Here is a 23,020-nt window from a genome sequence, read left to right as displayed (position 1 = left end):
GTCGCACCCGGAGTCCGGGCACACCGCCCCCATGTTATCCGTCTGTGACCTCCGGAAGCACGACGAACGACGGGTTCAAAGCCATTGCCCACCCAGCTACCGCCGCGCGGCGCGCCGTGAGGATGCCCCCCGGCGTTTCCCGGTATGCATATATGCGTCCCCCACCCCGTCGGAAGGAGCCCCATGTCGGTCAGGCAGTCGCTGCTCGCGATCCTCGCGCAGGGCGCGTGCTACGGCTACCAGCTGCGCGCCGAACTCGAGCGGCGCAGCGGATCGGACTGGAGCGTGAACGTCGGGCAGATCTACAACACGCTCGACCGACTCGAGCGCGATGGCCTGGTGGTCAAGGACGCCGTCGACCCGCAGGGCCACGTCTACTACGCCGCGACCGAGGCGGGCGTGGCGTCCGCCTCGGGATGGTTGCTGCGCCCGCTTCCGACGGCGAGCGGTTCACGAGACGAGATCGCGACCAAGATCGCCCTCGCAGCGACGCTCCCGGGCGTGGATGCGGACGCCGCAGCCCGCGCGGAGCGGGATGCGGCCGCCGATCGGCTCGCCCATGCGCGGGCGGCCGCGACAGAGGAGCACGACCTGGCGCGCTCGATCGCCCACGAGGCGCGCGTGGCTCGAGCGGAAGCCGAGTTGCGGTGGCTGGAGCGTGTCCTCGAGCGGCTGGAAGCGATCCCCGAAGCCTCCCGCGTGCAGCCGATCTCACAGTCCCGGCCGCGCCGAGGGCGCCCCGCGCGGATCGCGTGAGCGTTCCATCCGCTCACGCTGAGAACAGCCACATCCACCACGCCTAGGATCGAGCCATGGCCGGTTTCTGGGGTAAGCGCAAGCGCGAGCAGCAGGCCGAGATCGACGCGCAGGACGCGGATCTCGCCCGACGCGCGCAGCAGAGTCTCGTCGCCGCGGACGAGCGCATCCGCGCGACGACGGAAGAGCTCGCCTTCGCGGAGGCGGAGCTCGGCGAACGCTCGACGAAGGAGCTGCGCGAGGCGTTGCAGGCCGTGCGCACGCACCTCGGCGAGGCATTCCAGCTGCACCAGCTCAACCACGACGAGATCCCCGACACCCCGGAGGAGCTGCGTACCCGCAACGCGCGGATCGTGCAGTTGTGCGAGTGGGCCGAGGACCTCCTCGACGACCGCACCTCCGCGCTGGCCGGCGCGGTCGCCCGCATCCGACAGGCGCCGCAGGTGCTCGCCGGCGTCCGCGCGGACGCCGAGAGGCTGCGCGAACGGGTGCCCGGCGCGCGCGAGGTGGTGGAGCGCCTGCGCCAGCGATACTCTCCCGCCGCTCTCAGCCAGATCGAGAACGCTCCCGCCGAAGCGGAGCAGGTGCTGACCTTCGCCGCTCACAGCGCGGAGGTGTCGGTACGCCGTCGGGAGGCGAATCGCGCCGAGGAGGCCAACATGGCCCTCGAGGCCGCGACGGAGGCCGTGCGGCGGGCCGAATCGCTCCTGGACGGTGTGGAGGACTTCGAGATCGAGGCGCTGCGCGCCGAGTCCACCCTCGCCGAGGTCATCGCGGACTCGCGCGACGACCTCGTCCGTGCCCGATCCCTGCCGGCGAACCCCGAGATCCAGCAGGCGATGGCCGACCTGGAGAGGGCGCTGACCGCGCTCCCGCCGGCAGGCAGCCCCGCCGACCCGTTCACGCAGCTCTCCCAGCTGCGCACCGCCAACACGGCGCTGGACGAGGCGGTCGCCAAAGCACGCCGCCGTGCCGAGCACCCGCTGCCCAGCCCCGCGCAGGTCAGCCACGCCGTGGACGACGCCGACCGTCAGATCGCGGTCGCGCGCAGCCTGATCAACGGTCACAGCGGGTGGATCGGCGCCGACGCGCGCACGCGTCTCGCCGAGGCGGAGCGCACGCGGCTCGAGATCGCCAATCTTCCGGACGAAGAGGATTCCCGCGAGAGCGCCCTGCAGCTCGCGCGCCGCAGCGGGCAGCTCGCCAGCGAAGCACTGCAGCTGGCCCAGCGCGACATCGACTCGTCCCGCCCGCGCCACGACGATTGGGGCGGCTACGGCCGCGGCGGTCGCGGCGGCGGCATGGGCGACGCCATGGGCGGCATCCTCGGAGGCTTGGTCATCGGGGGCCTCCTGGGAGACATGTTCGACTGACCCCTCACCGACCGACGGAAGGGGCCGCCTCTGTGCAGAGGCGGCCCCTTCTCTCTTCGTCGTCAGGAGGCGACGCGCGCGGGCTGCGCGAGGGTGTCGAGCGCGATGACGCCGTAGTCCCATCCCTTGCGGCGGTAGACGACGCTCGGCTGGTCACTGCGCGCGTCGATGAAGAGGAAGAAGTCGTGTCCGACCAGCTCCATGCGGTCGACGGCATCCTCCACGCTCATCCACTCGGCGTCGAACTGCTTGGTGCGGATGACGACCGGCGTGTAGTCCTGCTCGTCCTCAGCCCCGGTCAGCACGGGCACCTCGCCCGTGGCGACGGCCTTGAGCACGTCGACGGATGCGGGCTGCACGTCGATTCCGGCGATCTCGCCGGTGCCCTTCTCATAGTGGGCTCCGCGTGGATGGTTACGGGCGTCGACGCGCTTGTCCTTCGCGCGACGCACCTGCTCGCACAGCTTGTCGACGGCGAGGTCGAGAGCGGTGAACTTGTCGCCGTCGACCGCCTCGGCGCGGATGACCGGCCCCTTGCCGGTCAGGGTCAACTCGACGGTGGAGTCCTCGTGAGCACCGTTACGGTACGCCCGATGGGTGACCTTCACCTCGAGCCCAGCGGCCCGGGGCGCGATGTTCTCTATGCGGCTGGACTTCTCGTCCACGACAGAGCGGAAACGGTCCGAGATGCCGACGCCCACGCCGACGATGTTGGTTTCCATCCTTGACCTCCTTGTTCCGGTCCACCCGGTCAAGGGCGGACCTTCGTCGCCTTGTCACCCCCACGCTAGCCCGGGTTCATGTCCGTGTCACGGACGAATCCCCAGCGGCGTGTATGCGCGACGCATGCGACACCCATGACGTCCGCGCCCGCCTGCCGCAGCGCCCGCGCCGCCTCGCCGACGCTCGCTCCCGTCGTGACGACGTCGTCGACGATGACGACCCGTCTGCCGTCCAACCGCCGGCGTGCGCGAAGGCTTCCGGCGACGTTCTGCGCGCGCTCAGCGCGGCCGAGCTCGCGCTGGTCTCGTGTACTCCGGATGCGGCGGAGCACCGCCAGAGTCGGCAGGCCGCTGCGCCCGAGGATCGCCTCCACCACCCGGTGTCCGCGCCGCCGGAAGGCCGCAGCGGAGGTGGGCATCGGCACGAACTGCGCGCCGGCGTCCGGGAAGCCGGCGCGCGCCGCCGCAGCCAACGCTGCGGCGAACGGTCGCACGAGCGAGGTGCGCCCCTCCTCCTTGAGCGCACGCAGTGCGCGGGCCGGGCGGTCGGCGAAGTCGAAGGCCGCGTGGACGACGAGACCGGACGCCAGCACGTGCCGAAGCGGTCGCGGCGCGGCCAGGAGCGCGGCGCACGTCTCGCAGAGGGCGCTGTCCGGCATGCCGCATCCGGCGCAGTCGACGGGCAGGATGAGTGCGAGGGCGTCGGAGAGTGCGGCGATCACCCGACCACCCTGGTCCGCGCAGGACACGGCGCGGTGGCGCCATCGGGGGCACCGCGCGCGACGCGCCGGCGCCGGCGTCGTGGGGAGGACGAATCAGTCGGCGTCGCCCTGCTGCGTGGCGAGCACCTGGACGCCCGTCGCGGTCTGCACCCAGTTCGACTGGCGACGCACGTAGAGGGTGCCGTCGGCCGCGAGGATCCGCACCGCCGCCGGCGAGTTCGCGCCGGAGACGGCCACCGCATCCACCGGCGCGTCGACGACGGTCGCGGCTCCCCCCACGACCTGCTGCACGAACACGGGCGCCGCCGCATCGCCCGACACGACACCGATCGTCGTCGTGTCGAGCCACGCCAACCCGCGGGTGGGTCCATCGAGCGTCGTCAGCGAGACCGCAGGACCCAGGGCGCTGGGAATACCGGCCGAATCCCGCTCGACGCCGGCGACGACCAGCATCGATCGGCCGCCGGCGGTGAGCACGGCCGCCATCCGACTGCCGTCGCGGGAGATCTGCATCGCGTCGATGCGGCTCGCCCCCCACGCCGACGGCACTTCGAGCACGGTGCCGTCCGACCCGGTCGCACGCACGCGGGACGGATCGGCGGCGGGAACGGTCCAGACCATGCCGAACGGGTCGATCGTGGGGGCGAGGACGCCTGCGCGTTCGTCGACGACACGACTGACGCCGTCATCGGTGATCTCCGCCGCCGATCCGTCCGGGAGCAGGACGGCGGCGGCGCTGCGGCCCACCCCGAGCTGCACGGCAGTCGGCTCGGCGTCGATGAGCGCGGACGACAGTCCGGGCAGCAGCGTGAGCTCCCCGGACAGGAGGTATCCGAACCCGTCCGCGTCGCGCACCAGCGCCCGCGAGTCGACGAGCGTCGATCGTGTCGGGATCCTCGACGCGTTCACCCGTGCGCCGTCGACCTGCATCTCGACCGCGGTGACCTGGGCAGTGACCAGACTCGCGGAGAGCTGGGTCTGCATCCGGTCGAGAGTGACCTGATCCAACCCGAGCGCCTGCTCGCTCAGCTGCGCCTGTGCGACGCCGTTGGACAGCGGCACGGAAGGCACGAGCGTGACGTTGTCGGGGAAGGCGGAGACGACGGATGCGGCCAGCCAGGGCGAGGGCTCGCCGTTCACGACCGCCGCCGCGATCCGTGTCAGCGCGTTCGTGGTGGGGAACCAGCGCACGTCGGGAACCAGGTACCGCCAGGTCGGGTCGAAGTACATGACGTCGTACGAGCGGAACACGTTGCGGAACAGGTCCTCGTCGAGCACGATCCCGTCCGGCGCGTGCGTGATGCGCCACTCGCCGTCGGCCTCCTGCGCGAGCGAGAACGGCAGTGGGACGCTGGCTCCCTCGTCCGACAGCGTGTAGGTGCCGGCCTCGTCGATCGTCGCCTGCGGGGTGACATCGAGCACGATCTCGTCGTCGATCTCGGTGTAGCTGCGATCGGCGAGCACGTCGACGATGACCCCCGCCTCCGGCTTCCACTGATCGCGGTAGCCCTGCGACAGGAACTGCCGGGCCACCTGCCAGTTGTCCTGCGGTCCGGATGCGGCGCGCACGAACCCGTCCACGATCTGCCGGGCCGTCGCGCCGGGTTGCGGACCGTCCGGACGGTAGATCACGTCGGGCGCGGCGGAGTCCGATCCCAGCTGCGGCCCCGGCTGCACCGTCCCGGTCGTCGGCAGGCCGGCGCACGCCGTCAGCACGAGTGCGAGAGCTGCCAGCAGAGCGATGAGGATCCGTCTCATGTGGACTCCTTGCCTCGCAGCGCGCTGTCGACATCGATCGGCTGCGTGAGCCCGAGGTCGTCGAGGCCGTCGCCCTCCGGAGCCAGCGACAGGGGCGAGGAGGCCGGCTCCGCGCCGGCGCGGCGCGGCAGCGTCAGCACGAAGTTGGTGCCGAGCCCGGGCGACGACCAGACGCCCAGCGTTCCGCCGTGCAGGCGCGTGTCTCCCAGGGCGATGGCCAGGCCCAGTCCGGTGCCGCCGATCGTCCGCTTGCGCGACGGGTCAGCCCGCCAGAAGCGATCGAAGACACGCTCCTGGTCTTCGGGCCGCATGCCCATCCCGAAGTCGCGCACACCCACCGCGACCGCATCCTGATCCGAATCCACGGTGATCACGATGGGCCGCCCCTCGCCATGCTCGATCGCGTTGCCCAGGAGGTTTCGCACGATCCTGCGCACCCGGCGCGGGTCCATCTCGACGGGCGAGTAGCCGCCCGGCGCCACGAGACGCACGTCGCTGCCGTGCTGTTCGGCGAGCTGGTGCATCTGAGCGACGACGTCCTCGGCGAGATGCGCGAGGCTGGTCGGCTCGAGTTCGAGCTGCACCGATCCGGCGTCGTAGCGGCTGATCTCCAGCAGATCGGTGAGCAGGGTCTCGAACCGCTGCACCTGCGCGTGCAGCAACTCGGCGGCGCGGGTGCTCATCGGATCGAAGCCCTCCCGATGGTCGTTGAGCACGTCGGCGGCGAGACGGATGGTGGTCAACGGCGTGCGCAGCTCATGGGAGACGTCCGAGACGAAGCGCTGCTGGACGAGCGAGAGCTCCGCCAGCTCCTTGATCTGCGCCTGGATGCTGTCGGCCATCGCGTTGAACGAACGGCCGAGGGTGGCGATCTCGTCCTCCCCGTGCACGTCCAGCCGCACGTCGAGTCGACCCGCCGCGAGCTCCGCCGACGTGTGCGCCGCCTCGCCGATCGGCACGGTGACCGAGCGCAGGACGAACCACGAGATCCCGGCGATGATCGCGATGAGGGCCAGACCCACGACCCACAGGGTGCCCTGGACGAAGCCGAGGGTCTGATCGGCCGCAGCCAGGTCGTAGGCGATGTAGAGCTCGTACGCGCCGACACCCGCGACATTCAGCTGCTGTCCGACCGCGATCCCGGGCACCACGCGCCCCGACGCGTCGGTGAGGGCGATCGACTGCCACCACTGCACGTCGGCGTCCGAGCGCACCTTGTCGCGCAGCGCATCCGTGATCTGGCCGTCCCAGTTGCCGCCTCCGAGGACGAAGTCCTGCGGCGCGGTCGCCGAGGGTGTCTGATCGACGCGGAACATCGCGACCAGGTCCGAGTCGGACTGGCGTCCGAGGCTGGCCATGACGCTGTCGACGACGTTGCGCACCTGGGCGCTGTCGCCCTGCAGGGCGGAATCGAGCGTCGCCTGCGCGGCCGTCGTGGCGCGGCGGGCATCACCCAGCACCTGATCGCGGCGCGACTGGAACAGGTCGTTCTGAATCGCCAGCGCCATCCACACGCACGCGACGAGGATGGCCAGCGTCGACAGCGCGATGGTGAGCACGAGGGTGCGGAAGCGCAGCGATCGCTGCCACGAGCCCAGTACCCGCGACGGCCACGTGCGCCAGGCGCGCAGTTCGCGCCGCAGCCGCACGGCCGGCCGGGGGGCGGTCGCGGCGGGCATCCTCAGCTCGCGGCGCCGGCGCGGTATCCGACGCCGCGCACCGTCGTGACGATCTTGGGGTTGTCGGGGTCGAGCTCGACCTTCGCGCGCAACCGCTGGACGTGCACGTTCACGAGTCGCGTGTCCGCCTTGTAGTGATAGCCCCAGACCTGCTCCAGGAGCATCTCGCGCGAGAAGACCTGCTGCGGCTTCGAGGCGAGCGCGACGAGCAGCTCGAACTCCAGCGGCGTCAGCGGGATGGGAGTCGATCCCCTGCGCACCTCGTGGGCGGCCACATCGACGGTCAGGTCGCCGATGCGCAGGCTCTCGCCCGCATCCGTCGCAGCCGGACGAAGTCGGGTGCGGATGCGTGCGACCAGCTCTTTCGGGTTGAACGGTTTGACGATGTAGTCGTCGGCGCCCGATTCCAGTCCCGCGACGACGTCGGCGGTGTCGGTGCGCGCGGTCAGCATGATGATCGGAACGCCGGACTCGGCGCGCAGCCGCGTGCAGATCTCGATGCCGTCCATCCCGGGCAGCATCAGATCCAGCAGCACCAGATCGGGCCGCTCGACGCGGAAGGCGTCGACCGCCTGAGCGCCGTCGGCGCAGAACACCGTCTCGAAGCCCTCGGTGTCCAGCACGATCCCGATCATCTCGGCCAGGGCCGTGTCGTCGTCGACCACGAGAATGCGTGATGTCATGAAACGCGTTCTTCCTTTGCGTCCGCTCGGCGGCCGGGTTCCACCGATGCCCCCGTGCGCCCCTTCAGAGTAGTCCACACCGGAGCCGGGGCTCACGAGCGCCCACTCAGGTGTGTCACGATGAAGGCGATGACGACCGCGAGGAGATCATGACGACCGCGCAACCCGGATGGATGCCCGCTCCGCGCGCCGGAATCGTCCCGCTGCATCCGCTGACGTTCGGAACGGTGCTGGGACGCTCCTTCGTCGCCCTGCGGCAGAACCCCCGCGTGCTGCTGGGGTTCGCTCTGGGCATGCAGATGGCGACGTATCTGGTGCTGCTGGTCGCGGTCGGCGGCATCGCCTTCGCCAGCTTCTCCCGGTTGGCAACCGTGCCGGTGTCGAGCCCCGACTACCCCGACCTGTTCGCGGGCGCGACGGCCATCACCGTGATCTCCAGCCTCGTGCTCGGCATCGCGAGCTCCGCACTGACGGTCATCGTCCAGGGCGTCGTCGTGGCCGAGGTCGCCCACGGCGTCGTCGCCGAGAAGCTGACGGTCGGCGCCCTGTGGCGGCGGATCCGTCCCGCCTTCTGGCGGCTTTTCGGATACACGCTCCTTGCTTCGGGCGCCGTGCTCGTCGCGGTCGCGATCGCGGCGGCCGCGGCGTTCGCGCTCGGCGTGCTGGCGCTGGCCGCCGGTATCGTCGTCGCGATCCTGTTCGTGCTGGCCGCCATCCCCCTCGCCTTCTGGCTGACGACGCGACTGTTCCTGGTCACGCCGGTCCTGGTGCTCGAGGGGGCGGGCGTGTTCGCGGCCATCGCCCGATCGTGGCGCCTCACACGCGGCAGGTTCTGGCGCACCCTCGCGACGTGGTTCGTCATCCAGACCGGCTTCGGGATCATCACCCAGATCGTCGTGGTGCCGCTGAACTTCTTCAGCGGCATGTTCGTCGGCGTCCTCTCCCCCACGGGAGACCCGGACGTCGCCGCCGTCATCGGCACGGTCGGGGTCGGTCTCGTGGTGCAGATGGTGTCACTGCTGGTGCAGTCGATCGCGCTCGTCGTGAACGCGACGGCTGCCTGTCTCGTGTACGTCGACGCCCGGATGCGCACCGAGGGCCTCGATCTCGACCTGCAGTCGTACGTCGACCAGCGTCAGATGGGCGCGGGCGTCGCCGATCCCTATCGTTGGCACATCGGCCGGACGGTAGCACCGCAGCCCGCCGCTTGGCCGCCCCAGCCCGCCCCGTGGCCGGGCGGATATCCTGCTCCGCCGGGACACGGCTACAGCCCGCCGCCCGAGTACACGCCGCCCGGCGCCGACGCACCCGCACCGACGGCCGCATCGGCGCAGACCGCAGCGGATCGGCCTGCGGGCGACCAGCCGCCGGCTGACACGCCGGTGGCAACCGAGTGGGCTCCGCCGCAGGCGGGCCCGGAACAGCGGTGATCCCCGCCGCGGCCGCGCCGTTGATCCCCGACGGCGACGATGCCAGACGTCTTGCCGAGCGGGAGCTCGCTGATCCGAGCTATCGTGCGGCCGAGCCGACCCCTTTCGACCGCATCGCACGAGCCATCGGCGACGGCATCGTCAAGCTGTTCACGGGCGACGTGGATGCGGCGTGGGCGCCCCTGGTCGCCGTCGGCGCGCTGCTGCTGGTCGTGCTCCTGGTGGTGCTCGCCGTCGTCATCTGGGGACGACCGCGCTCCAGAGGTCTCGTCCGCACGGCCCGCGGCGAGCTCTTCGGCGACGCCGTGACGGCCGGATCCGCCGAGCTACGGCGCACCGCGGCGACGCTCGCCGAGGGCGGCGACTGGGTGGCGGCGACCGTGGCCGCCGTGCGCGCGCTGGCCCGCGGGCTCGAGGAGCAACAGCGCGTCACCGTGCCGCCCGGTGCGACGGTCACCTCCTTCGCGCGCTCGGCTGGAACGGTCTTCCCCGAGGAGGCCGCCGCGCTCATCGACGCCGCGCACGACTTCGATGATGTGCGCTACCTGCGGCGGCCGGGAAGCCGCGACGCCTACGAGCGTGTCCGCGCCCTCGACGATCGGCTCTCCCGCGCCTCGGCGGCGCATCGATGAGCGTTCGCCCCCGCCTCGCACGCGCCCGCACGTGGGTCCTCATCGGCGCCGTCATCGTGGTCGTCGGCATCATCGGCGCGGTCATCTCCGCGAACATGCGCTTCAGCGCATACGACAGGTTCGATCCGGAGGATCCCGGTCCCGACGGGATGCGCGCGCTCGCCCGCATCCTGTCCGACCAGGGCATCGACGTGGTCGTAGCGCGCGATGTCGCCGCGGCGGAGGCCGCCCTCGGCGAGGGAGAGAGCACCCTCGTCCTGCCGGACTCTCCCCTGCTGTCGGACACGCAGCTCACCTCGTTGGCCGCCGCGGCGGACTCGGTGGTCGTGTCGGATGTCCGCGCGCGATCGATCCGGCTCCTCTTCGACGGCAGGATTCAGGGATACGGCACCGCTGGTGCGGTCGCGCCCGACTGCGAGCTGCCGGTAGCGCTTCGCGCGGGAGACGTCAGTGTCGGTGCGACCTTCGTCGCCCCCGATGCGGTCGGCTGCTACCCGGTCGACGACGCGTTCGGCCTGCTCTGGCAGCAACGAGGCGACGCGACGCTCGCCGCCGTGGACGGATCGGTCCTCTTCACGAACCAGCACCTCGCCTCCGACGGCAATGCGGCCCTGGCGCTCGGCCTGCTGGGCGCGCACGATCGCCTGGTCTGGCTCGTGCCCGCCCTCTCCGCCGGTTCCGGTGCGCCCGGCTCGACGCTGGGAGAGCTGACCCCGCCGTGGGTCACACCGGCGATCGTCCTGCTCGGCGCGACGACTCTGGCCGCCGCGATCTGGCGCGGCCGGAGATTCGGCCCACTCGTGCACGAGCGGCTCCCGGTGACGGTGCGCGCCGCCGAGACCACGCGCGGCCTCGGCCGGCTCTACGCCCGCGGCGGTGCGCGCGATCATGCCGCGGCGCTTCTGCGAGAGCGCGCCCGCGAGCGCGCGGCCACGGCGCTGTCCGTGCCGCACCGCGCCGACACCACGGCGATCGCCGATGCCGTCGCCGCAGCCACCGGCATCCCACCCGCGCGCAGTCGCGCCCTGCTCGGCGACGAGCCCGTCTCCGACGACCGGTCGCTCGCCCGCCTCGCCGCAGACCTTCGCGCCCTCGAGGCGCGGCTGACCCCGTCCCGTCCGCGAAAGGAACCGCAATGACCGAGAACTCCGATGACGCCCTGCGGATGGCGATGCACGGCGTGCGCACCCAGATCGGCAAGGCCGTGGTGGGGCAGGACGGCGCCGTGACAGGGCTTCTGGTCGCGCTCCTGGCCCGCGGCCACGTGCTGTTGGAGGGTGTGCCCGGCGTCGCGAAGACGCTGCTCGTGCGCGCGTTCAGCCGCGCGCTCGGACTCGACACGCACCGGGTGCAGTTCACCCCCGACCTGATGCCGGGCGATGTCACCGGATCGCTCATCTACGACGCCCGCTCCGGCGAGTTCGAGTTCCGCGAGGGTCCGGTGTTCACGCAGGTGCTGCTCGCGGACGAGATCAACCGCACGCCGCCCAAGACACAGTCGGCGCTGCTGGAGGCCATGGAGGAGCGCCAGGTCTCCGCCGACGGCGTGACCCGTCCGCTGCCGGCGCCGTTCCTCGTGGCGGCGACCCAGAACCCGGTCGAGCACGAGGGGACCTACGATCTGCCGGAGGCGCAGCTGGACCGGTTCCTGCTGAAGCTGCGCGTCGACGTGCCCGAGCGGGATGCCGAGGTGCAGGTGCTGCGCCGCCACGCGGACGGGTTCGACCCCCGAACGCTCGACGCCGTGGTGCCGGCCACAGATGCGGCGGGCATCGCCGCGGCGCAGCGGGCGGCCGCATCCGTCGAAGCCTCCGACGACCTGCTCGGATACATCGTCGACCTCGCGCGGGCGACCCGGGATGCTCCCTCGGTGCAGCTGGGCGCGAGCCCCCGTGCCGCAACGGCGCTGTTGGCCACCGCGAAGGCGTGGGCCTGGCTGGGCGGCTATCCGGCCATCACGCCGGATCACGTGCAGACGATGCTCACCCCGACCTGGCGCCACCGGCTGCGACTGAACCCCGAAGCCGAGTTCGAGGGCGTCACGGTGGACGGCGTGCTCACCTCGGTCCTCGCCCAGACGAGGGTTCCGATCTGACGTGTTCGTCACCGGTCGTCTTCCGATCGTCGTCGCCGGCGGTCTCATCCCGTTGGTCCTGCTGTCCGCCGCGGGAGTGCCGGCATGGGCGGTGTTCGGCGCGTGGCTCGGCCTCGTGGTCGCGGCGGTCGCGGTCGACACCGCGCTCGCGCCGAGCCCCGGCGACCTGCGCGTCGCGCGGTCTCTGCCCGCGCGCGCCCGGCGCGGCGAGGTCGCGGTGAGCGAGGTGCGCCTGACGAACGCAGGTAGGCGCGCCGTACGGGGATGGGTGAGGGACGCCTGGCAGCCGACCGCCGGCGCTCCCGCCGCCCGCGCGCGCATCGATGTCCCGGCAGGGCACACCGCGACCCTCCGCGCGTCGCTCGTACCGCGGCGGCGCGGTGAGTTGGCCAGCGACTTCGTCGTCGTGCGCTCACTCGGCCCCCTCGGTCTGTCCGGCCGTCAGCAGCGCATCGACGCGCGCGGGACGCTGCGTGTACTGCCGCCGTTCTCGTCGCGTCGTCATCTGCCGTCCCGCCTGGCCCGCCTGCGGGAGCTCGACGGCGAGACGAGCGTCCAGGTGCGCGGCCGCGGCACGGAGTTCGACAGCCTGCGCGAGTACGTCCGCGGCGATGATGTCCGCTCGATCGACTGGCGCGCCACGGCGCGCTCCGGCACGACGATGCTGCGCACGTGGCGGCCGGAGCGCGACCGACACATCGTCGTGGTCGTCGATACCGGTCGCACGGCGGCGACTCGCGTCGACGACGGGGTGAGACTCGACGCCGCGATGGAGGCGACGCTGCTGCTCGGTGCACTGGCCGGCCGCGCCGGGGACCACGTGCACCTCGTGATGATGGATCGCGTCGTGCGGGCGCGCGTGAGCGGTATCGACGGCACCGGACTCGTCCCCGCGCTCGTGGACGCCATGGCGCCGGTGGAAGCCCAGCTGATCGACACGGACTGGAGCGAGGTCGCCTCGTCGGTGCGCAGACTGACGGTTCGCCCGGCGCTGGTGGTGCTGCTCACAGCGCAGGACGACCCGGCCGCAGCGCGCGGCTTCCTCGCCGCGCTTCCCACGCTGACTGCCCGCTCACGAGTTCTCGTGGCATCCGCATCCACCGTCGAGGACGACGACGAGACCGCGACGACGGATGCGGATGCGGCCTACGCCTGGGCGGCGATCGAGCACGTGCGTCAGGGCGCCGAGCGTGTCGCGGCGGCGATCGGACGCACGGGCGCTGTCGCCGTGACGGCGGATGCGGCATCTCTCCCGCCCCGCGTCGCCGACCACTACCTCGCGCTCAAGCTGCGCGGCCTGCTCTGAGCCTCGGACGCGCAGGTCACCCCGGGTCACTGCCCGCCGGGTCCCCGCCCCTCGCTCCCCTGTCACAGATCGACGCGCGCGAGTCGTTCTCTGACAGGCGAACAGTCTCTGCCTGCCTTCGCCTGTCACAGATCGACGCGGCACGCGCGATCTGTGACAGGCGAATGGCCGCGCGCCGCCCCGGAAACGAGGAACGCCCCTCCGCGGTGTGCGGAGGGGCGTTCTGCGTTGCAGGTCAGGCCAGGTCGAAGCGGTCGAGCTCGGTGACCTTCGTCCACGCCGCGACGAAGTCCGTCACGAACTTCTCGGTCGCGTCGTCCGAGGCGTACACCTCGGCGAGCGCGCGCAGCTCGGAATTCGAGGCGAACACGAGGTCGGCGCGCGTGCCGATGCCGACCAGCTCTCCGGTGGCGTCCTTCGTGCCCTGGAACGCGTGGGATCCGGGATCGAGCGGCTTCCACGTGTTGCCGAGCTCGAGCAGGTTCACGAAGAAGTCGTTCGTGAGCACACCCACTCGGTCGGTCAGCACGCCGTAGCGCGATCCGTCCCAGTTCGCACCGAGCACACGCAGGCCGCCCACGAGCACCGTCATCTCCGGTGCGCTCAGGGTCAACAGGTTGGCCTTGTCGACCAGCAGGTACTCGGCGGGAAGCGACGGGCGCCCCTTGAGGTAGTTGCGGAAGCCGTCGGCGGCGGGCTCGAGGAACGCGAACGAGTGCTCCTCGGTCTGCTCCGCCGTCGCGTCGGTGCGCCCCGGGCGGAACGGCACCTCCACGATCACTCCCGCGTCGGCCGCTGCACGCTCGACACCGGCGTTGCCGGCGAGCACGATCAGGTCCGCGAGCGAGACCCGGCGACCCGCCACCTCGAACTCGGCCTTGACCTCTTCGAGGACCGCGAGCACCTTCTGCAGCTGAGCGGGGTTGTTCACCTCCCAGTCCTTCTGCGGCGCCAGGCGGATGCGGGCGCCGTTGACGCCACCGCGCTTGTCGCTGCCACGGAAGGTGGATGCCGCCGCCCACGTCGTCGAGACGAGCTCCGACACGCTCAGCCCGGACTCGAGGATGCGGGACTTCAGCGCGACCGCATCCGCTGCATCGATCAGGTCGTGATCGACGGGAGGCACCGGGTCCTGCCAGATGAGATCCTCCTCCGGCACCTCGGAACCGAGGTAGCGGACCTTCGGCCCCATGTCGCGGTGGGTCAGTTTGAACCATGCGCGGGCGAAGGCGTCCTGGAACTCATCGGGGTTCTCGAGGAAGCGCTTGGTGATCTTTCCGTACTCCGGGTCCACGCGCAGAGCGATGTCGCTCGTGAGCATGCGCGGCTCGCGGCGGCCGTCCGAGTGCGCCAGCGGTACCATGTCGCTTCCCGCGCCGTTGGCGGGACGCCACTGCCAGGCGCCCGCAGGGCTCTTGAACAGCTCCCACTCGTAGGCGTAGAGGATGTGCAGGAACTCGTTGTCCCAGCGCGTCGGGTGATACGTCCACGTGACCTCGAGCCCGCTCGTGATGGTGTCGTCGCCCTTGCCGGTACCGTGCGCGTTCTTCCAGCCGAGTCCCTGGTCCTCGATACCCGCGGCCTCGGGATCCTCCGCCACGTTCTCGTCGGATGCGGCGCCGTGCGTCTTGCCGAAGGTGTGACCGCCGGCGATGAGCGCGACCGTCTCCTCGTCGTTCATCGCCATGCGGGCGAAGGTCTCACGGATGTCGCGCGCCGACCGCAGCGGGTCGGGCTCGCCGTTCGGGCCCTCGGGGTTGACGTAGATGAGTCCCATCTGGACGGCCGCGAGCGGCTTCTCCAGCTCACGGTCGCCCGAGTAGCGCTCGTCGCCCAGCCACGTGGTCTCGGGGCCCCAGTACACGTCGTCATCGGCTTCCCAGACGTCGGCGCGTCCCCCGGCGAAACCGAAGGTCTTGAATCCCATCGACTCCAGCGCCACATTGCCGGCGAGGATCATGAGATCCGCCCAGGAGATCGACTGGCCGTACTTCTTCTTGACCGGCCACAGGAGGCGGCGCGCCTTGTCGAGGTTCACGTTGTCGGGCCAGCTGTTCAGGGGCGCGAAACGCTGCTGACCCTGCCCGCCGCCACCGCGCCCGTCGGTCACGCGGTAGGTGCCCGCACTGTGCCAGGCCATGCGGATCATCAGCGGCCCGTAGTGGCCGAAGTCGGCCGGCCACCAGTCCTGCGACGTCGTCATGACCTCCCGGAGATCCTGCTTGACGGCGGCGAGGTCGAGCGCTTCGAAAGCGGCCTTGTAGTCGAAGTCCTCACCGAGAGGATTGCCCACGACCGGGTTCTTCGCCAGCAGACGCAGGTTCAGCTTCTTCGGCCACCACACGCGGTTCGCGGAGCCTGCGGTGGGATGCGGCAGCGCACCGTCGGGCTCGGCGTCGACCGGCGAGGGCCCGACGGGCAACCGCGTCTCGTCGGCACCGTCGTGGGGTACAGGGCAACCCGTCGTGATGTCGGACATCTGTTTCCTTTCGTGGGGGGGTCATTCGCTCTGGGCGGCACATGCCGGACACATGCCCCAGAAGGTCACCTCGGCAGCCTCGACCGAGAAACCATGCGTCTGCTGAGGGTGCATGCACGGCGCCGCTCCCGCGACGCAGTCCACGTCCTCGACGCGGCCGCAGCCACGGCAGACGAGGTGGTGGTGGTTGTCCGCAACGCGCAGCTCGAACAGCCCTGGATGACCCGCGGGTTCGATACGCCGGGCCAGCCCCGCGTCGACGAAGTCGCCGAGGGCGTTGTAGACCGACTGCATGCTCGTTGCGGGCAGCCGCTCGCGCACGCGCGCGAAGACCTCGTCCGCCCGGGCGTGCGGCAGCGCGTGCAGCGCGTCGTAGACCCCGCGCCGGGTATCGGTGACGCGAAGGCCCGCGTGACGCAGGGCGATCTCTGTCTCGACGGATGCGGGGGCCACTCCCGCATCCTGTCATTGTTTTGATCTATTCAAAAATACGACACGCCCACGACCGGGTGAACGATCGCTGAACCCGTCCGGGCTCAGCCCGCGACGAGTTCCGTCTGGCCGATGTCGTCCTCGTCCAGATCACCCGTGTGACCGCGACGTGCCGCCCGACGCCCCACCACGAGCGTGTAGAAGAGGAAGACGCCGAGCGCCGCAGCGCCCAGCACGATCTTCACCGGCCACGGCCACGGCTGCGGCGTGACATAGGCCTCGACGACCCCCGACAGGGCGAGGGCGAAGACCAGGCCGACCGCGACGGTCGCGAGCGAACGACCCGCTGCGGCGAGCGACTCGCGTCGCGACCGCCGGCCGGGCGCGACCCAGGCCCAGAAGACGTGGAGTCCCGCGGCCGCCGCGACGAACACGCTCGTCAGCTCGAGCAGACCGTGGGGCAGGATGTACGCGAAGAACACGTCGAGCCGGTCGAAGGAACCCATGACCGCGGCCGCCGTCCCGAGGCCGATCGCATTCTGGATGACGACGGAGACCGGCCAGATGCCGGTGATGCCGAACAGCACGCACTGGGCCGCGATCCAGGCGTTGTTCGTCCACACGGTGCCGGCGAACACGGCCGCGGGGTTGTCCGAGTAGTAGGCGACGAACTCGTCGTTCGCGTACGACGAGAGCTGCGCTTCGGGGCCGAGAGTCGCGACGAGGGCGGGATCCGATGAGATCCACAGCGCCACTGATGCCGCCGCCAGCACGAACGCCCCCGCGACGGCCAGGGTCGTCCAGCGCACGCGGTACAGCGCCGCGGGAAGCTGGTCGAGGAAGAACTGCGGGATACGACGCAAGAGGTTGCCGTCGCCCGCGGTGAGCCGCAGACGTGCACGGGCGAGAACGAGCGAGAGATGATCGGCCTGAGGACTGCGCCCCGCGGCCGTCTTCAGCTCGGCCAGATCGGCGGAGGCCGCTCGGTAGCGCATCACGAGTTCGTCGGCTTCGGCCCCGCTCAGACGCCGGCGGCCGGCCAGCTCGTCGAGGCGCTCCCACTCGGACCTGTGGGCGGCCGTCAGCGCGTCGAGGTCCATGTGTTTCACTGTAGCCATGCCCTCCGCCGTGACGCTGGTCGAGATCGGTCAGGACGAGATCCTCACCGGCGAAGCCGTCGCGCTCGACGTCCAACCCGCGGGGTTCTTCCTCCGACTGGCGGGAGCCGCGATCGACATGATCGTGACCGTGGCCGCCGCCCTCCTCGTGATGCTGGCGCTCGGGCTCACCGGGGTCCTGTCCGCAGCTTCGGGACTCGGTACGATCCTCTCGATCCTGCTGGCGGTCCTCCTGCTGGTGGTCGCCCCGACGACGATCGAGACCGCCACGCGCGGACGAAGCCTCGGCAAGCTCATCGTCGGCGCCCGCATCGTCCGCGCCGACGGCGGACCGGCGGGATTCCGGCAGGCGCTGATCCGCTCTCTCGTCGGAGTCCTGGAGATCTGGTTCACCCTCGGGGCCGTGGCGGCGCTGACCGGGATGTTCACGCCGCGCGCACAGCGGCTGGGCGACCTGATGGCGGGCACGTTCAGTCAGCGCACGCGCACCGGGCGTCTCGCCTCGTTCGAACCGCAGGTGCCCGGCCCCCTCGCCGAGTGGGCCCGCATCGCCGACGTGGCGCCGCTGCCCGCGCCGGTCGCGCGGCGCCTCGCCAGGTTCGTCCGGCAGGCAGAACAGCTGCAGCCGGGGGCACGCCGGATGCTGGCCGCGCAATTGGCGACGGAGGCGGCAGCATCCGTCTCCCCGGTTCCGACCGCGGATCCGGAGCTGTTCGTCCGGGCTGTCGCGGCGCTGCGCTTCGAGCGCGAGCTGTCAGCCATCCGGACGCGCGATGCACGGGCCGCAGCGCTCCTGCCCGCGCCCAGGGGGCCCCGGGGCTAGGAGGCGCGCAGCGTCTCGTGTCGCACGACCAGCCATCCCTTGGGCACCGACAGTCGCTCGGTGTGCACCTGGCACAGATCGTGGGCGTGCGGATCCCCGGCACGTCCGAGCGGACCCACCGCTGCCATCTGGTCGGCATAGTCGTAGGTGAGCGTCGCCACCGCTTCACGCGCGCACGCGACCTTGGAGCACTGACGTTCCTGCACGGTGCGACCCTAACGCGCCCCGGGGACACCGCTCGTGCGCCGCGCCTAGGATGGTCAGATGATCCGCCGCCGGTCGCGCCCCGCACCCGCAGCCCCGCGTCCCGAACGTCACGGCCGTCACGGCCGGCAGGGCCGGAGCGCCGTGGTGCGTCCACCGCTGCCGCCCCTGGAGACGCGCGTCGACCGGTTCGACCTCGCCGTCGGTTCGGTCGCGGAGTTCCTCCGGGGAGCGTGGCCGGAGCTGCGCGAGGTGCGCTTCGAGATGGCCGACATGCCTCCGGCGGCGGATGCCGATGGCATCCCGCGCTGGAGCGTGCTCCCCGACGAGAAGCGCATCGTGCTCTACCGGCTGCCCATCGAACGTCTCGCGCACCTGCACCGCAACGACGACGCCCATCGGCGCATGATGATCGAGAGCTGCGTCTTCCGCGCGGCTGCCGAGTTCCTCGGGCGCGACCCGTGGGACCTGGGCCCCGATCGCTTCCGCTTTCTCTGAGCGGGCTCAGGGGCGGACGATGATCTCCGCCGCAGCCGCATCCGCGGGCCACACCGGGAACGCGCTGATCGCACCGTTTGCGAGGTAGCTCACCGACGCCCGGACCGGACTCGAGGTCTCGAGGCGGTACACGGCCCCCGGCTGGACCGGCACGGATGCGGTGTCGCCGGCCGCGACGCTGACCCGCTCGGTCTGGGTGGCACCGCTCAGCGGCGTCAGCACGACGTCGGCGGAACCGACCGTCGATCCCGCCACGACCAGCAGCGGCGACGGCCCGTCCGGCACGGCGACGACGCTCGGGTCGACGATGGCCTCGGCCGCCGTGTACCAGGCGAAGTCCGCGCCGTTGCTGAAGCTCGTCGTCTGCCAGACGGCACTGACGACCGCCGAAGTGGCCTCGACGCGCACGGTGTACGTACCGGCCGGCAGCCCGGCGAGGTCGAGCTCGGTGGGAAGGTCCGCGGCGAGGGGAACATCCTGCGTCAAGGCGGTGCGGCCCGTGTCGTCCTGAACGGTCACGGTGGCGGTCGCCTCGGCGCCCGGAGCGAGCAGGCGCAGGAGGGTCGTCGCGCCAGCGGAAGCCGCGTCCACCGCGCTCTGCGGAACACGCACTCCGGGGATCACCTGCTGAGTCGCGGAACCCACGATCGCGCCGCTCTGTTCGATGCCGCCGGTCAGCAGGGTCCGAGAGAGGCTGGACTGCAAAGCCGCAGCGACCGGCGCACCCGAGGCGGTGACACGCACGACAGGCGCACCCTCACCGACCGCGAGCGCGGCCAGCGGCACGAGCCGTTGCGTGTGGGCGTCGACGCGGAGCCCGCTTCCCGACGGCGGGGTGGAGGCGCCGGTCGCGCTGTACAGCGTGAGGTCGACGGTGGCGGCGACATCCGAAGGATTCGAGAGCAGGATGACATCCGACGAACCCGTGGTGGTCGCGCCCGCGACGAGCCACGACTCGATGAGCGGGGGCTGACACGCGGAGGCGGCGAAGCCGCGAAGATCGTCGGCGGCTGCCGAACCGCTCGAGGATGCGGCAGCATCCGATCGTGTCGCGTCCACAGGTGGGGCGACGAACACGAGGTGCCCGTCGGCGCCGACGACGTCAGGGTCGCTCGGCTCCGTGGTCTGCTCGAGCGTCGCGCCGTCCGATCCCGACACGGTGGCCGTCGGCGCTGCGCTGGCGATCTGGCCGGCCTGTGTGGCGTCACGTCCGAGGGCCAGCAAGGGCCCGGCGCAGGCGAGCACCGTGTCCGCCGGCGTGGGCGTCACGCCCACCGCGAGCGGCTCGTGTGTGTGGGTGGGCCAGTTCGCGGCCACACCGACGCCCACCGCGCCGACCATGCCGACGGCGAGGGCCGCACCGACGACGAGCCGCGTACTGGTGGCGGCCCAGCGCCACACCCGCTGCCTGCTCATACCTGCTCCTCCCGCGAACGCGGTCCGACCGTGCGCGGAGTACGGCGAGCCTCACGGCGCGATGCTGCGGTGGGGAACGAGAGCAGCAGGGCGATCGCGACGATCACGAGCTGCACCGCCGCAACGGCCCACCCCTGGCGAACCAGCTCCGCGCTCGGCGCGGGCCGCTCGGCCACATCCGTCGTCACGCGCCAGAGCGTGCCCTTGGGCGTCGCGCCGACGACGTCGAGATCGTCGCGCTGATCGAGGGCCGTCTGGGCCGAGAGCCGCAACGCGCGTGCGGCGTCGCTCTCGTCGGACGTCTCGGGAGCTACGACGATGAAACGGATTCCGGCGGCCGCGACGCGTGCGACGACGTCCTCCGAGGTCGAGGTCACGAGATCCGCGGTGAGCTCGGCCACTTCCTGGTCGGATGCCGAGGCCACCGAGCGGGTCGCGTCCAGGGTGGAGCCGCCCGACAGTGTTTCGCTGCCGCCCCACACGACCTGCGCGGCGACGGAGCCGTCGGCCAGGGGCGAGAGCACGATCGTGCCGACATTCGAATCGTCGCGCCCCTGCGCTGCCACGTAGGCGGGCAGCGTGGAGGGCGAGCCGCTCTGCAGCTCGCTCTGTCCCCGGCCCATCGCGGTGACCGAGGGAACGGCGAGGACCGCGAGGGTGCCGATGACGGCGACGGCGCCGAAGACGCGCAGGCCGCCGGCGCGCGCCGGAACACCCGAGTCGAGCGTCACCGTGGCGGCCGCGACGATCCCCAGCCACGCGAGACTCAGCGCCGCACCCGGCCACAGTGCTACCGAAGTGCCCCGGGTGTCGACCGACACGGCGAAGCCCACGGCCGCGAACGCCGTGGCGATGCCCAGGAGCGCGATCACGAGCAGAACACCGGCTACCATCCACCGCGGGGTCAGCAGGGACAGCAGGGCGAGCACCGCGAGCGGGGCCACGAGCACGACCACCGCGGTCGCGAACGGCCCGATGGTCGTCGATCCGAGCAGACCCGCCCAGCCGGCGAAGTCCGTGCTCGGGAAGCCCGCGGCCAGCGCGAAGCGCCCCGCCGCGTCGGCTCCCGCTTGCGGTCCCGCCCAGACCGGTCCGGGGTCCGCGACCAGGCCCCACACCGTCCCGCCGTGCAGCTGAGCCCAGATGAGAGGGGCGAACAGCGCCAGCGCGGGCACGCCCGTCCAGACGATCTGTCCTGCCCCGCGACCGCCGCGTGCGACCACGACGAGCATCATCGCCAGCATCCAGACGAGGATCAGTGCGGGAGCCAGCGACGGCGCGCACGCGAGCACGCCCGCCAGGAGCAACGACGCCGCCCCGGCAGCCGCCCATGACCGGTGGGCCACCGCGCCGGCGTAGAAGAGCCACGGCAGCAGCAGGTGCACGATGACGCCCGTGGGGCGGCCGTCGACGAGAGCGGACCAGAAGGTGGGCGCGAGCGCCCAGGCGACGGCGGCGGTGTTGCGCAGCAGCGAGCGGGACGTGAGGCGTGTGGCCGCGAACCAGCCTCCCAATACTGCGAGCGGCAGTGCAGCGAGCCACAGCAAGATGAGGATGCGCGACGGATCCGCCGGCCAGAGCGAGCCGAGCAGCGCCACGACGGCAGCGAACGGATCTGCGGGTCCTGCAACTCCCAGCCCGGTCGCTCGGGAGCCGAATGCGGCGTCCGCCCAGAGCTGTCCGAGTGTCGCCCGCAGCGGCTGGAGTGCGCCGCCGCCGAGAGCAGGCCATGCCAACAGCGCGGGGAATGCGGCCGCCGACACGACCAGGCCGGCCAGCACGAGCCAGGCGCCGCCACCCGTGAAGAAGTGCAGCTCGCCGCGCACCGGTCGGTTCATCGCATCGGCATCGGCATCAGCGTCGAAGCGCTGCCGGAGCGTCGATCTGGTGATGCGCAGCAGGGACAGCTGCGACCACGCGACGCTGCGCGAGCGGCGGATGACACCGCGGGATGCGGCGATCGCCCCCCACCTGAAGAACGCCACGATCGAGGCGCCCCACTCGGGCAGCACGCGCGAAGGCTGCTTCGCCACCAGCAGCGCCGCCGCACGCCAGAGCGCCAGCGGGATGAGAGAGAGCAGGTGCAGCGGCACCGCCGCGGCGGGTGCATACGCCAGGCGGCGGTGGATCTGGGCCAGCCGGCGGGCGTAGGCGCGACGGCGACGGGCACGCCGTGTCGGGGCCGCGGGCAAGCCCGCGACGCCGTCGCCGGCGACGGCCACCCGCGCGGTGGGGACGAGAGTCACCCGGTGACCCGCCAACCGGGCGCGCACGCCGAGATCGAGACCCTCGTCTGCCCCGCCGAGCGCGGGGTCGACGCCGCGGAGGGTACGCCACAGGTCGGCGCGCACGAGAAGCCCGCGCACATCGGCGCCGAGAACGTCTTCGTCTCCGTCGTGCTGACCCTGATCGAGTTCGTCCTGAACCATCTCGACGGCGCGGCCGAGCGTCGTCATCGTCACACCCAGCGACGCGATACGGGCAGGCTCTTCCCACTCCACCAGCTTGGGGGCGACGACGGCGACCGAGGGCGCACGCTCGAGCCCGGCGAGCAGGCGCTGCAGGGCCTCCGGTTCGGGTGCGGTGTCCTGAGCGAGAAGCCACACGAATTCGCCGCTGATCCGCACCGACGCCAGACGCACCGCGTCGGCGAACGACGTCGAGGCGCCGGCGGTGATCACGCCTTCGGCGCCGGATGCCGTCACCAGCTGTGTCAACGCGGAGTCCCCGCCGCACAGCACGATGGTGAGCGCGTCGACCCTGCGGGTCTGTGCGGAGAGGGCGGACAGCGTGCGCTCGAGATGCGCCGCGGCGGCCGTACGCCCTTCAGGGCGCACAACGAGGAGAGCGTGGACACGGGCCGACATGACTGAGTCAGCCTAAGCACGAGTTCG

General features: G+C 71.6%; 20 protein-coding genes. 9 read left to right on the top strand and 11 right to left on the bottom strand.

The features are described 5' to 3' along the window. Positions 1-183 precede the first annotated feature (183 nt). On the top strand, positions 184-756 hold the full coding sequence (locus tag ACYVJS_RS00245; protein WP_460736642.1) for a PadR family transcriptional regulator: 573 nt from the start codon (positions 184-186) through the stop codon (positions 754-756). Positions 757-812: 56 nt separating this feature from the next. Continuing rightward, positions 813-2,129, top strand: a complete 1,317-nt coding sequence (locus ACYVJS_RS00240; RefSeq protein WP_460736640.1) for a hypothetical protein — start codon at positions 813-815, stop codon at positions 2,127-2,129. Positions 2,130-2,191: 62 nt separating this feature from the next. On the opposite strand, the gene hpf is transcribed toward ACYVJS_RS00240, so the two are convergent. From hpf to mtrA, 5 genes are all read right to left on the bottom strand, one after another. Beyond that, positions 2,192-2,851, bottom strand: coding sequence for a ribosome hibernation-promoting factor, HPF/YfiA family (hpf, locus tag ACYVJS_RS00235; RefSeq protein WP_460736638.1), 660 nt, complete (start codon positions 2,849-2,851; stop codon positions 2,192-2,194). A gap of 65 nt (positions 2,852-2,916) precedes the next feature. Then, entirely contained in the window at positions 2,917-3,573 is a 657-nt protein-coding gene (locus ACYVJS_RS00230; RefSeq protein ID WP_460736636.1) for a ComF family protein, read from the bottom strand. Between the two features lie 93 nt (positions 3,574-3,666). Further along, the gene (locus tag ACYVJS_RS00225; RefSeq protein ID WP_460736634.1) at positions 3,667-5,331 is read right to left on the bottom strand and encodes an LpqB family beta-propeller domain-containing protein; all 1,665 of its coding nucleotides are present in this window, start codon (positions 5,329-5,331) and stop codon (positions 3,667-3,669) included. Further along, positions 5,328-7,010, bottom strand: coding sequence for an MtrAB system histidine kinase MtrB (gene mtrB, locus ACYVJS_RS00220; RefSeq protein WP_460736632.1), 1,683 nt, complete (start codon positions 7,008-7,010; stop codon positions 5,328-5,330). The genes ACYVJS_RS00225 and mtrB overlap by 4 nt, the downstream gene beginning before the upstream one ends. A gap of 2 nt (positions 7,011-7,012) precedes the next feature. Beyond that, positions 7,013-7,693 (bottom strand): MtrAB system response regulator MtrA, encoded by a 681-nt coding sequence (gene mtrA, locus ACYVJS_RS00215; RefSeq protein WP_344226126.1) that lies wholly within the window; start codon positions 7,691-7,693, stop codon positions 7,013-7,015. Between the two features lie 149 nt (positions 7,694-7,842). Between mtrA and ACYVJS_RS00210 the strand changes: the two genes are divergently transcribed. The 5 genes from ACYVJS_RS00210 to ACYVJS_RS00190 are packed head-to-tail and all read left to right on the top strand — an operon-like array spanning position 7,843 to position 13,156. Then, positions 7,843-9,123 (top strand): glycerophosphoryl diester phosphodiesterase membrane domain-containing protein, encoded by a 1,281-nt coding sequence (locus ACYVJS_RS00210; RefSeq protein WP_460736629.1) that lies wholly within the window; start codon positions 7,843-7,845, stop codon positions 9,121-9,123. Further along, positions 9,120-9,755: a DUF4129 domain-containing protein gene (locus ACYVJS_RS00205; RefSeq protein WP_460736628.1), complete on the top strand. Its 636-nt coding sequence runs from the start codon at positions 9,120-9,122 to the stop codon at positions 9,753-9,755. Before ACYVJS_RS00210 ends, ACYVJS_RS00205 begins: the two co-directional genes overlap by 4 nt. After that, positions 9,752-10,894: a DUF4350 domain-containing protein gene (locus ACYVJS_RS00200; RefSeq protein WP_460736627.1), complete on the top strand. Its 1,143-nt coding sequence runs from the start codon at positions 9,752-9,754 to the stop codon at positions 10,892-10,894. The genes ACYVJS_RS00205 and ACYVJS_RS00200 overlap by 4 nt, the downstream gene beginning before the upstream one ends. Next, positions 10,891-11,850 carry an AAA family ATPase gene (locus ACYVJS_RS00195; protein WP_460736625.1) on the top strand — a complete coding sequence of 320 codons (960 nt, stop codon included), beginning with the start codon at positions 10,891-10,893 and terminating at the stop codon, positions 11,848-11,850. Before ACYVJS_RS00200 ends, ACYVJS_RS00195 begins: the two co-directional genes overlap by 4 nt. Before the next feature lies 1 nt (position 11,851). Then, positions 11,852-13,156, top strand: coding sequence for a DUF58 domain-containing protein (locus ACYVJS_RS00190; protein WP_460736623.1), 1,305 nt, complete (start codon positions 11,852-11,854; stop codon positions 13,154-13,156). A gap of 235 nt (positions 13,157-13,391) precedes the next feature. Here ACYVJS_RS00190 and katG read toward each other — a convergent pair whose 3' ends face one another. The 3 genes from katG to ACYVJS_RS00175 form a co-directional block, all read right to left on the bottom strand. Continuing rightward, positions 13,392-15,635: a catalase/peroxidase HPI gene (gene katG, locus ACYVJS_RS00185; RefSeq protein WP_460736621.1), complete on the bottom strand. Its 2,244-nt coding sequence runs from the start codon at positions 15,633-15,635 to the stop codon at positions 13,392-13,394. Between the two features lie 21 nt (positions 15,636-15,656). After that, entirely contained in the window at positions 15,657-16,088 is a 432-nt protein-coding gene (locus ACYVJS_RS00180) for a Fur family transcriptional regulator (RefSeq protein WP_460736619.1), read from the bottom strand. Between the two features lie 83 nt (positions 16,089-16,171). Continuing rightward, entirely contained in the window at positions 16,172-17,167 is a 996-nt protein-coding gene (locus tag ACYVJS_RS00175; protein WP_460736617.1) for a stage II sporulation protein M, read from the bottom strand. A gap of 16 nt (positions 17,168-17,183) precedes the next feature. Between ACYVJS_RS00175 and ACYVJS_RS00170 the strand changes: the two genes are divergently transcribed. Further along, positions 17,184-18,008: an RDD family protein gene (locus ACYVJS_RS00170; RefSeq protein ID WP_460736615.1), complete on the top strand. Its 825-nt coding sequence runs from the start codon at positions 17,184-17,186 to the stop codon at positions 18,006-18,008. Here ACYVJS_RS00170 and ACYVJS_RS00165 read toward each other — a convergent pair. Beyond that, positions 18,005-18,214 carry a DUF3499 family protein gene (locus ACYVJS_RS00165; RefSeq protein ID WP_137416377.1) on the bottom strand — a complete coding sequence of 70 codons (210 nt, stop codon included), beginning with the start codon at positions 18,212-18,214 and terminating at the stop codon, positions 18,005-18,007. The two genes, ACYVJS_RS00170 and ACYVJS_RS00165, sit on opposite strands and share 4 nt — an antisense overlap. 58 nt (positions 18,215-18,272) lie before the next feature. On the opposite strand from ACYVJS_RS00165, the gene ACYVJS_RS00160 reads away from it, so the two are divergent. Next, the gene (locus tag ACYVJS_RS00160; protein ID WP_243227019.1) at positions 18,273-18,710 is read left to right on the top strand and encodes a metallopeptidase family protein; all 438 of its coding nucleotides are present in this window, start codon (positions 18,273-18,275) and stop codon (positions 18,708-18,710) included. A gap of 6 nt (positions 18,711-18,716) precedes the next feature. Here the strand turns inward: ACYVJS_RS00160 and ACYVJS_RS00155 are convergent, their stop codons facing one another. Further along, on the bottom strand, positions 18,717-20,126 hold the full coding sequence (locus tag ACYVJS_RS00155; protein WP_460736613.1) for a DUF5719 family protein: 1,410 nt from the start codon (positions 20,124-20,126) through the stop codon (positions 18,717-18,719). Beyond that, positions 20,123-22,993 (bottom strand): glycosyltransferase family 2 protein, encoded by a 2,871-nt coding sequence (locus ACYVJS_RS00150; RefSeq protein ID WP_460736611.1) that lies wholly within the window; start codon positions 22,991-22,993, stop codon positions 20,123-20,125. Before ACYVJS_RS00150 ends, ACYVJS_RS00155 begins: the two co-directional genes overlap by 4 nt. Positions 22,994-23,020 lie beyond the last annotated feature (27 nt).

It is taken from the genome of Microbacterium neimengense (assembly GCF_054782995.1).
The sequence above is the reverse complement of the archived record's forward strand: the minus strand, read 5'-3'. Positions and strand labels throughout refer to the sequence as shown.

Bases quoted from the DNA above. Each gene is read 5' to 3' on its own strand.
- ACYVJS_RS00245 (WP_460736642.1), top strand. From the start codon at position 184: ATGTCGGTCAGGCAGTCGCTGCTCGCGATCCTCGCGCAGGGCGCGTGC.
- ACYVJS_RS00240 (WP_460736640.1), top strand. From the start codon at position 813: ATGGCCGGTTTCTGGGGTAAGCGCAAGCGCGAGCAGCAGGCCGAGATC.
- hpf (WP_460736638.1), bottom strand. From the start codon at position 2,851: ATGGAAACCAACATCGTCGGCGTGGGCGTCGGCATCTCGGACCGTTTC.
- ACYVJS_RS00225 (WP_460736634.1), bottom strand. From the start codon at position 5,331: ATGAGACGGATCCTCATCGCTCTGCTGGCAGCTCTCGCACTCGTGCTG.
- mtrB (WP_460736632.1), bottom strand. From the start codon at position 7,010: ATGCCCGCCGCGACCGCCCCCCGGCCGGCCGTGCGGCTGCGGCGCGAA.
- mtrA (WP_344226126.1), bottom strand. From the start codon at position 7,693: ATGACATCACGCATTCTCGTGGTCGACGACGACACGGCCCTGGCCGAG.
- ACYVJS_RS00210 (WP_460736629.1), top strand. From the start codon at position 7,843: ATGACGACCGCGCAACCCGGATGGATGCCCGCTCCGCGCGCCGGAATC.
- ACYVJS_RS00200 (WP_460736627.1), top strand. From the start codon at position 9,752: ATGAGCGTTCGCCCCCGCCTCGCACGCGCCCGCACGTGGGTCCTCATC.
- ACYVJS_RS00195 (WP_460736625.1), top strand. From the start codon at position 10,891: ATGACCGAGAACTCCGATGACGCCCTGCGGATGGCGATGCACGGCGTG.
- katG (WP_460736621.1), bottom strand. From the start codon at position 15,635: ATGTCCGACATCACGACGGGTTGCCCTGTACCCCACGACGGTGCCGAC.
- ACYVJS_RS00175 (WP_460736617.1), bottom strand. From the start codon at position 17,167: ATGGACCTCGACGCGCTGACGGCCGCCCACAGGTCCGAGTGGGAGCGC.
- ACYVJS_RS00170 (WP_460736615.1), top strand. From the start codon at position 17,184: ATGCCCTCCGCCGTGACGCTGGTCGAGATCGGTCAGGACGAGATCCTC.
- ACYVJS_RS00160 (WP_243227019.1), top strand. From the start codon at position 18,273: ATGATCCGCCGCCGGTCGCGCCCCGCACCCGCAGCCCCGCGTCCCGAA.
- ACYVJS_RS00155 (WP_460736613.1), bottom strand. From the start codon at position 20,126: ATGAGCAGGCAGCGGGTGTGGCGCTGGGCCGCCACCAGTACGCGGCTC.
- ACYVJS_RS00150 (WP_460736611.1), bottom strand. From the start codon at position 22,993: ATGTCGGCCCGTGTCCACGCTCTCCTCGTTGTGCGCCCTGAAGGGCGT.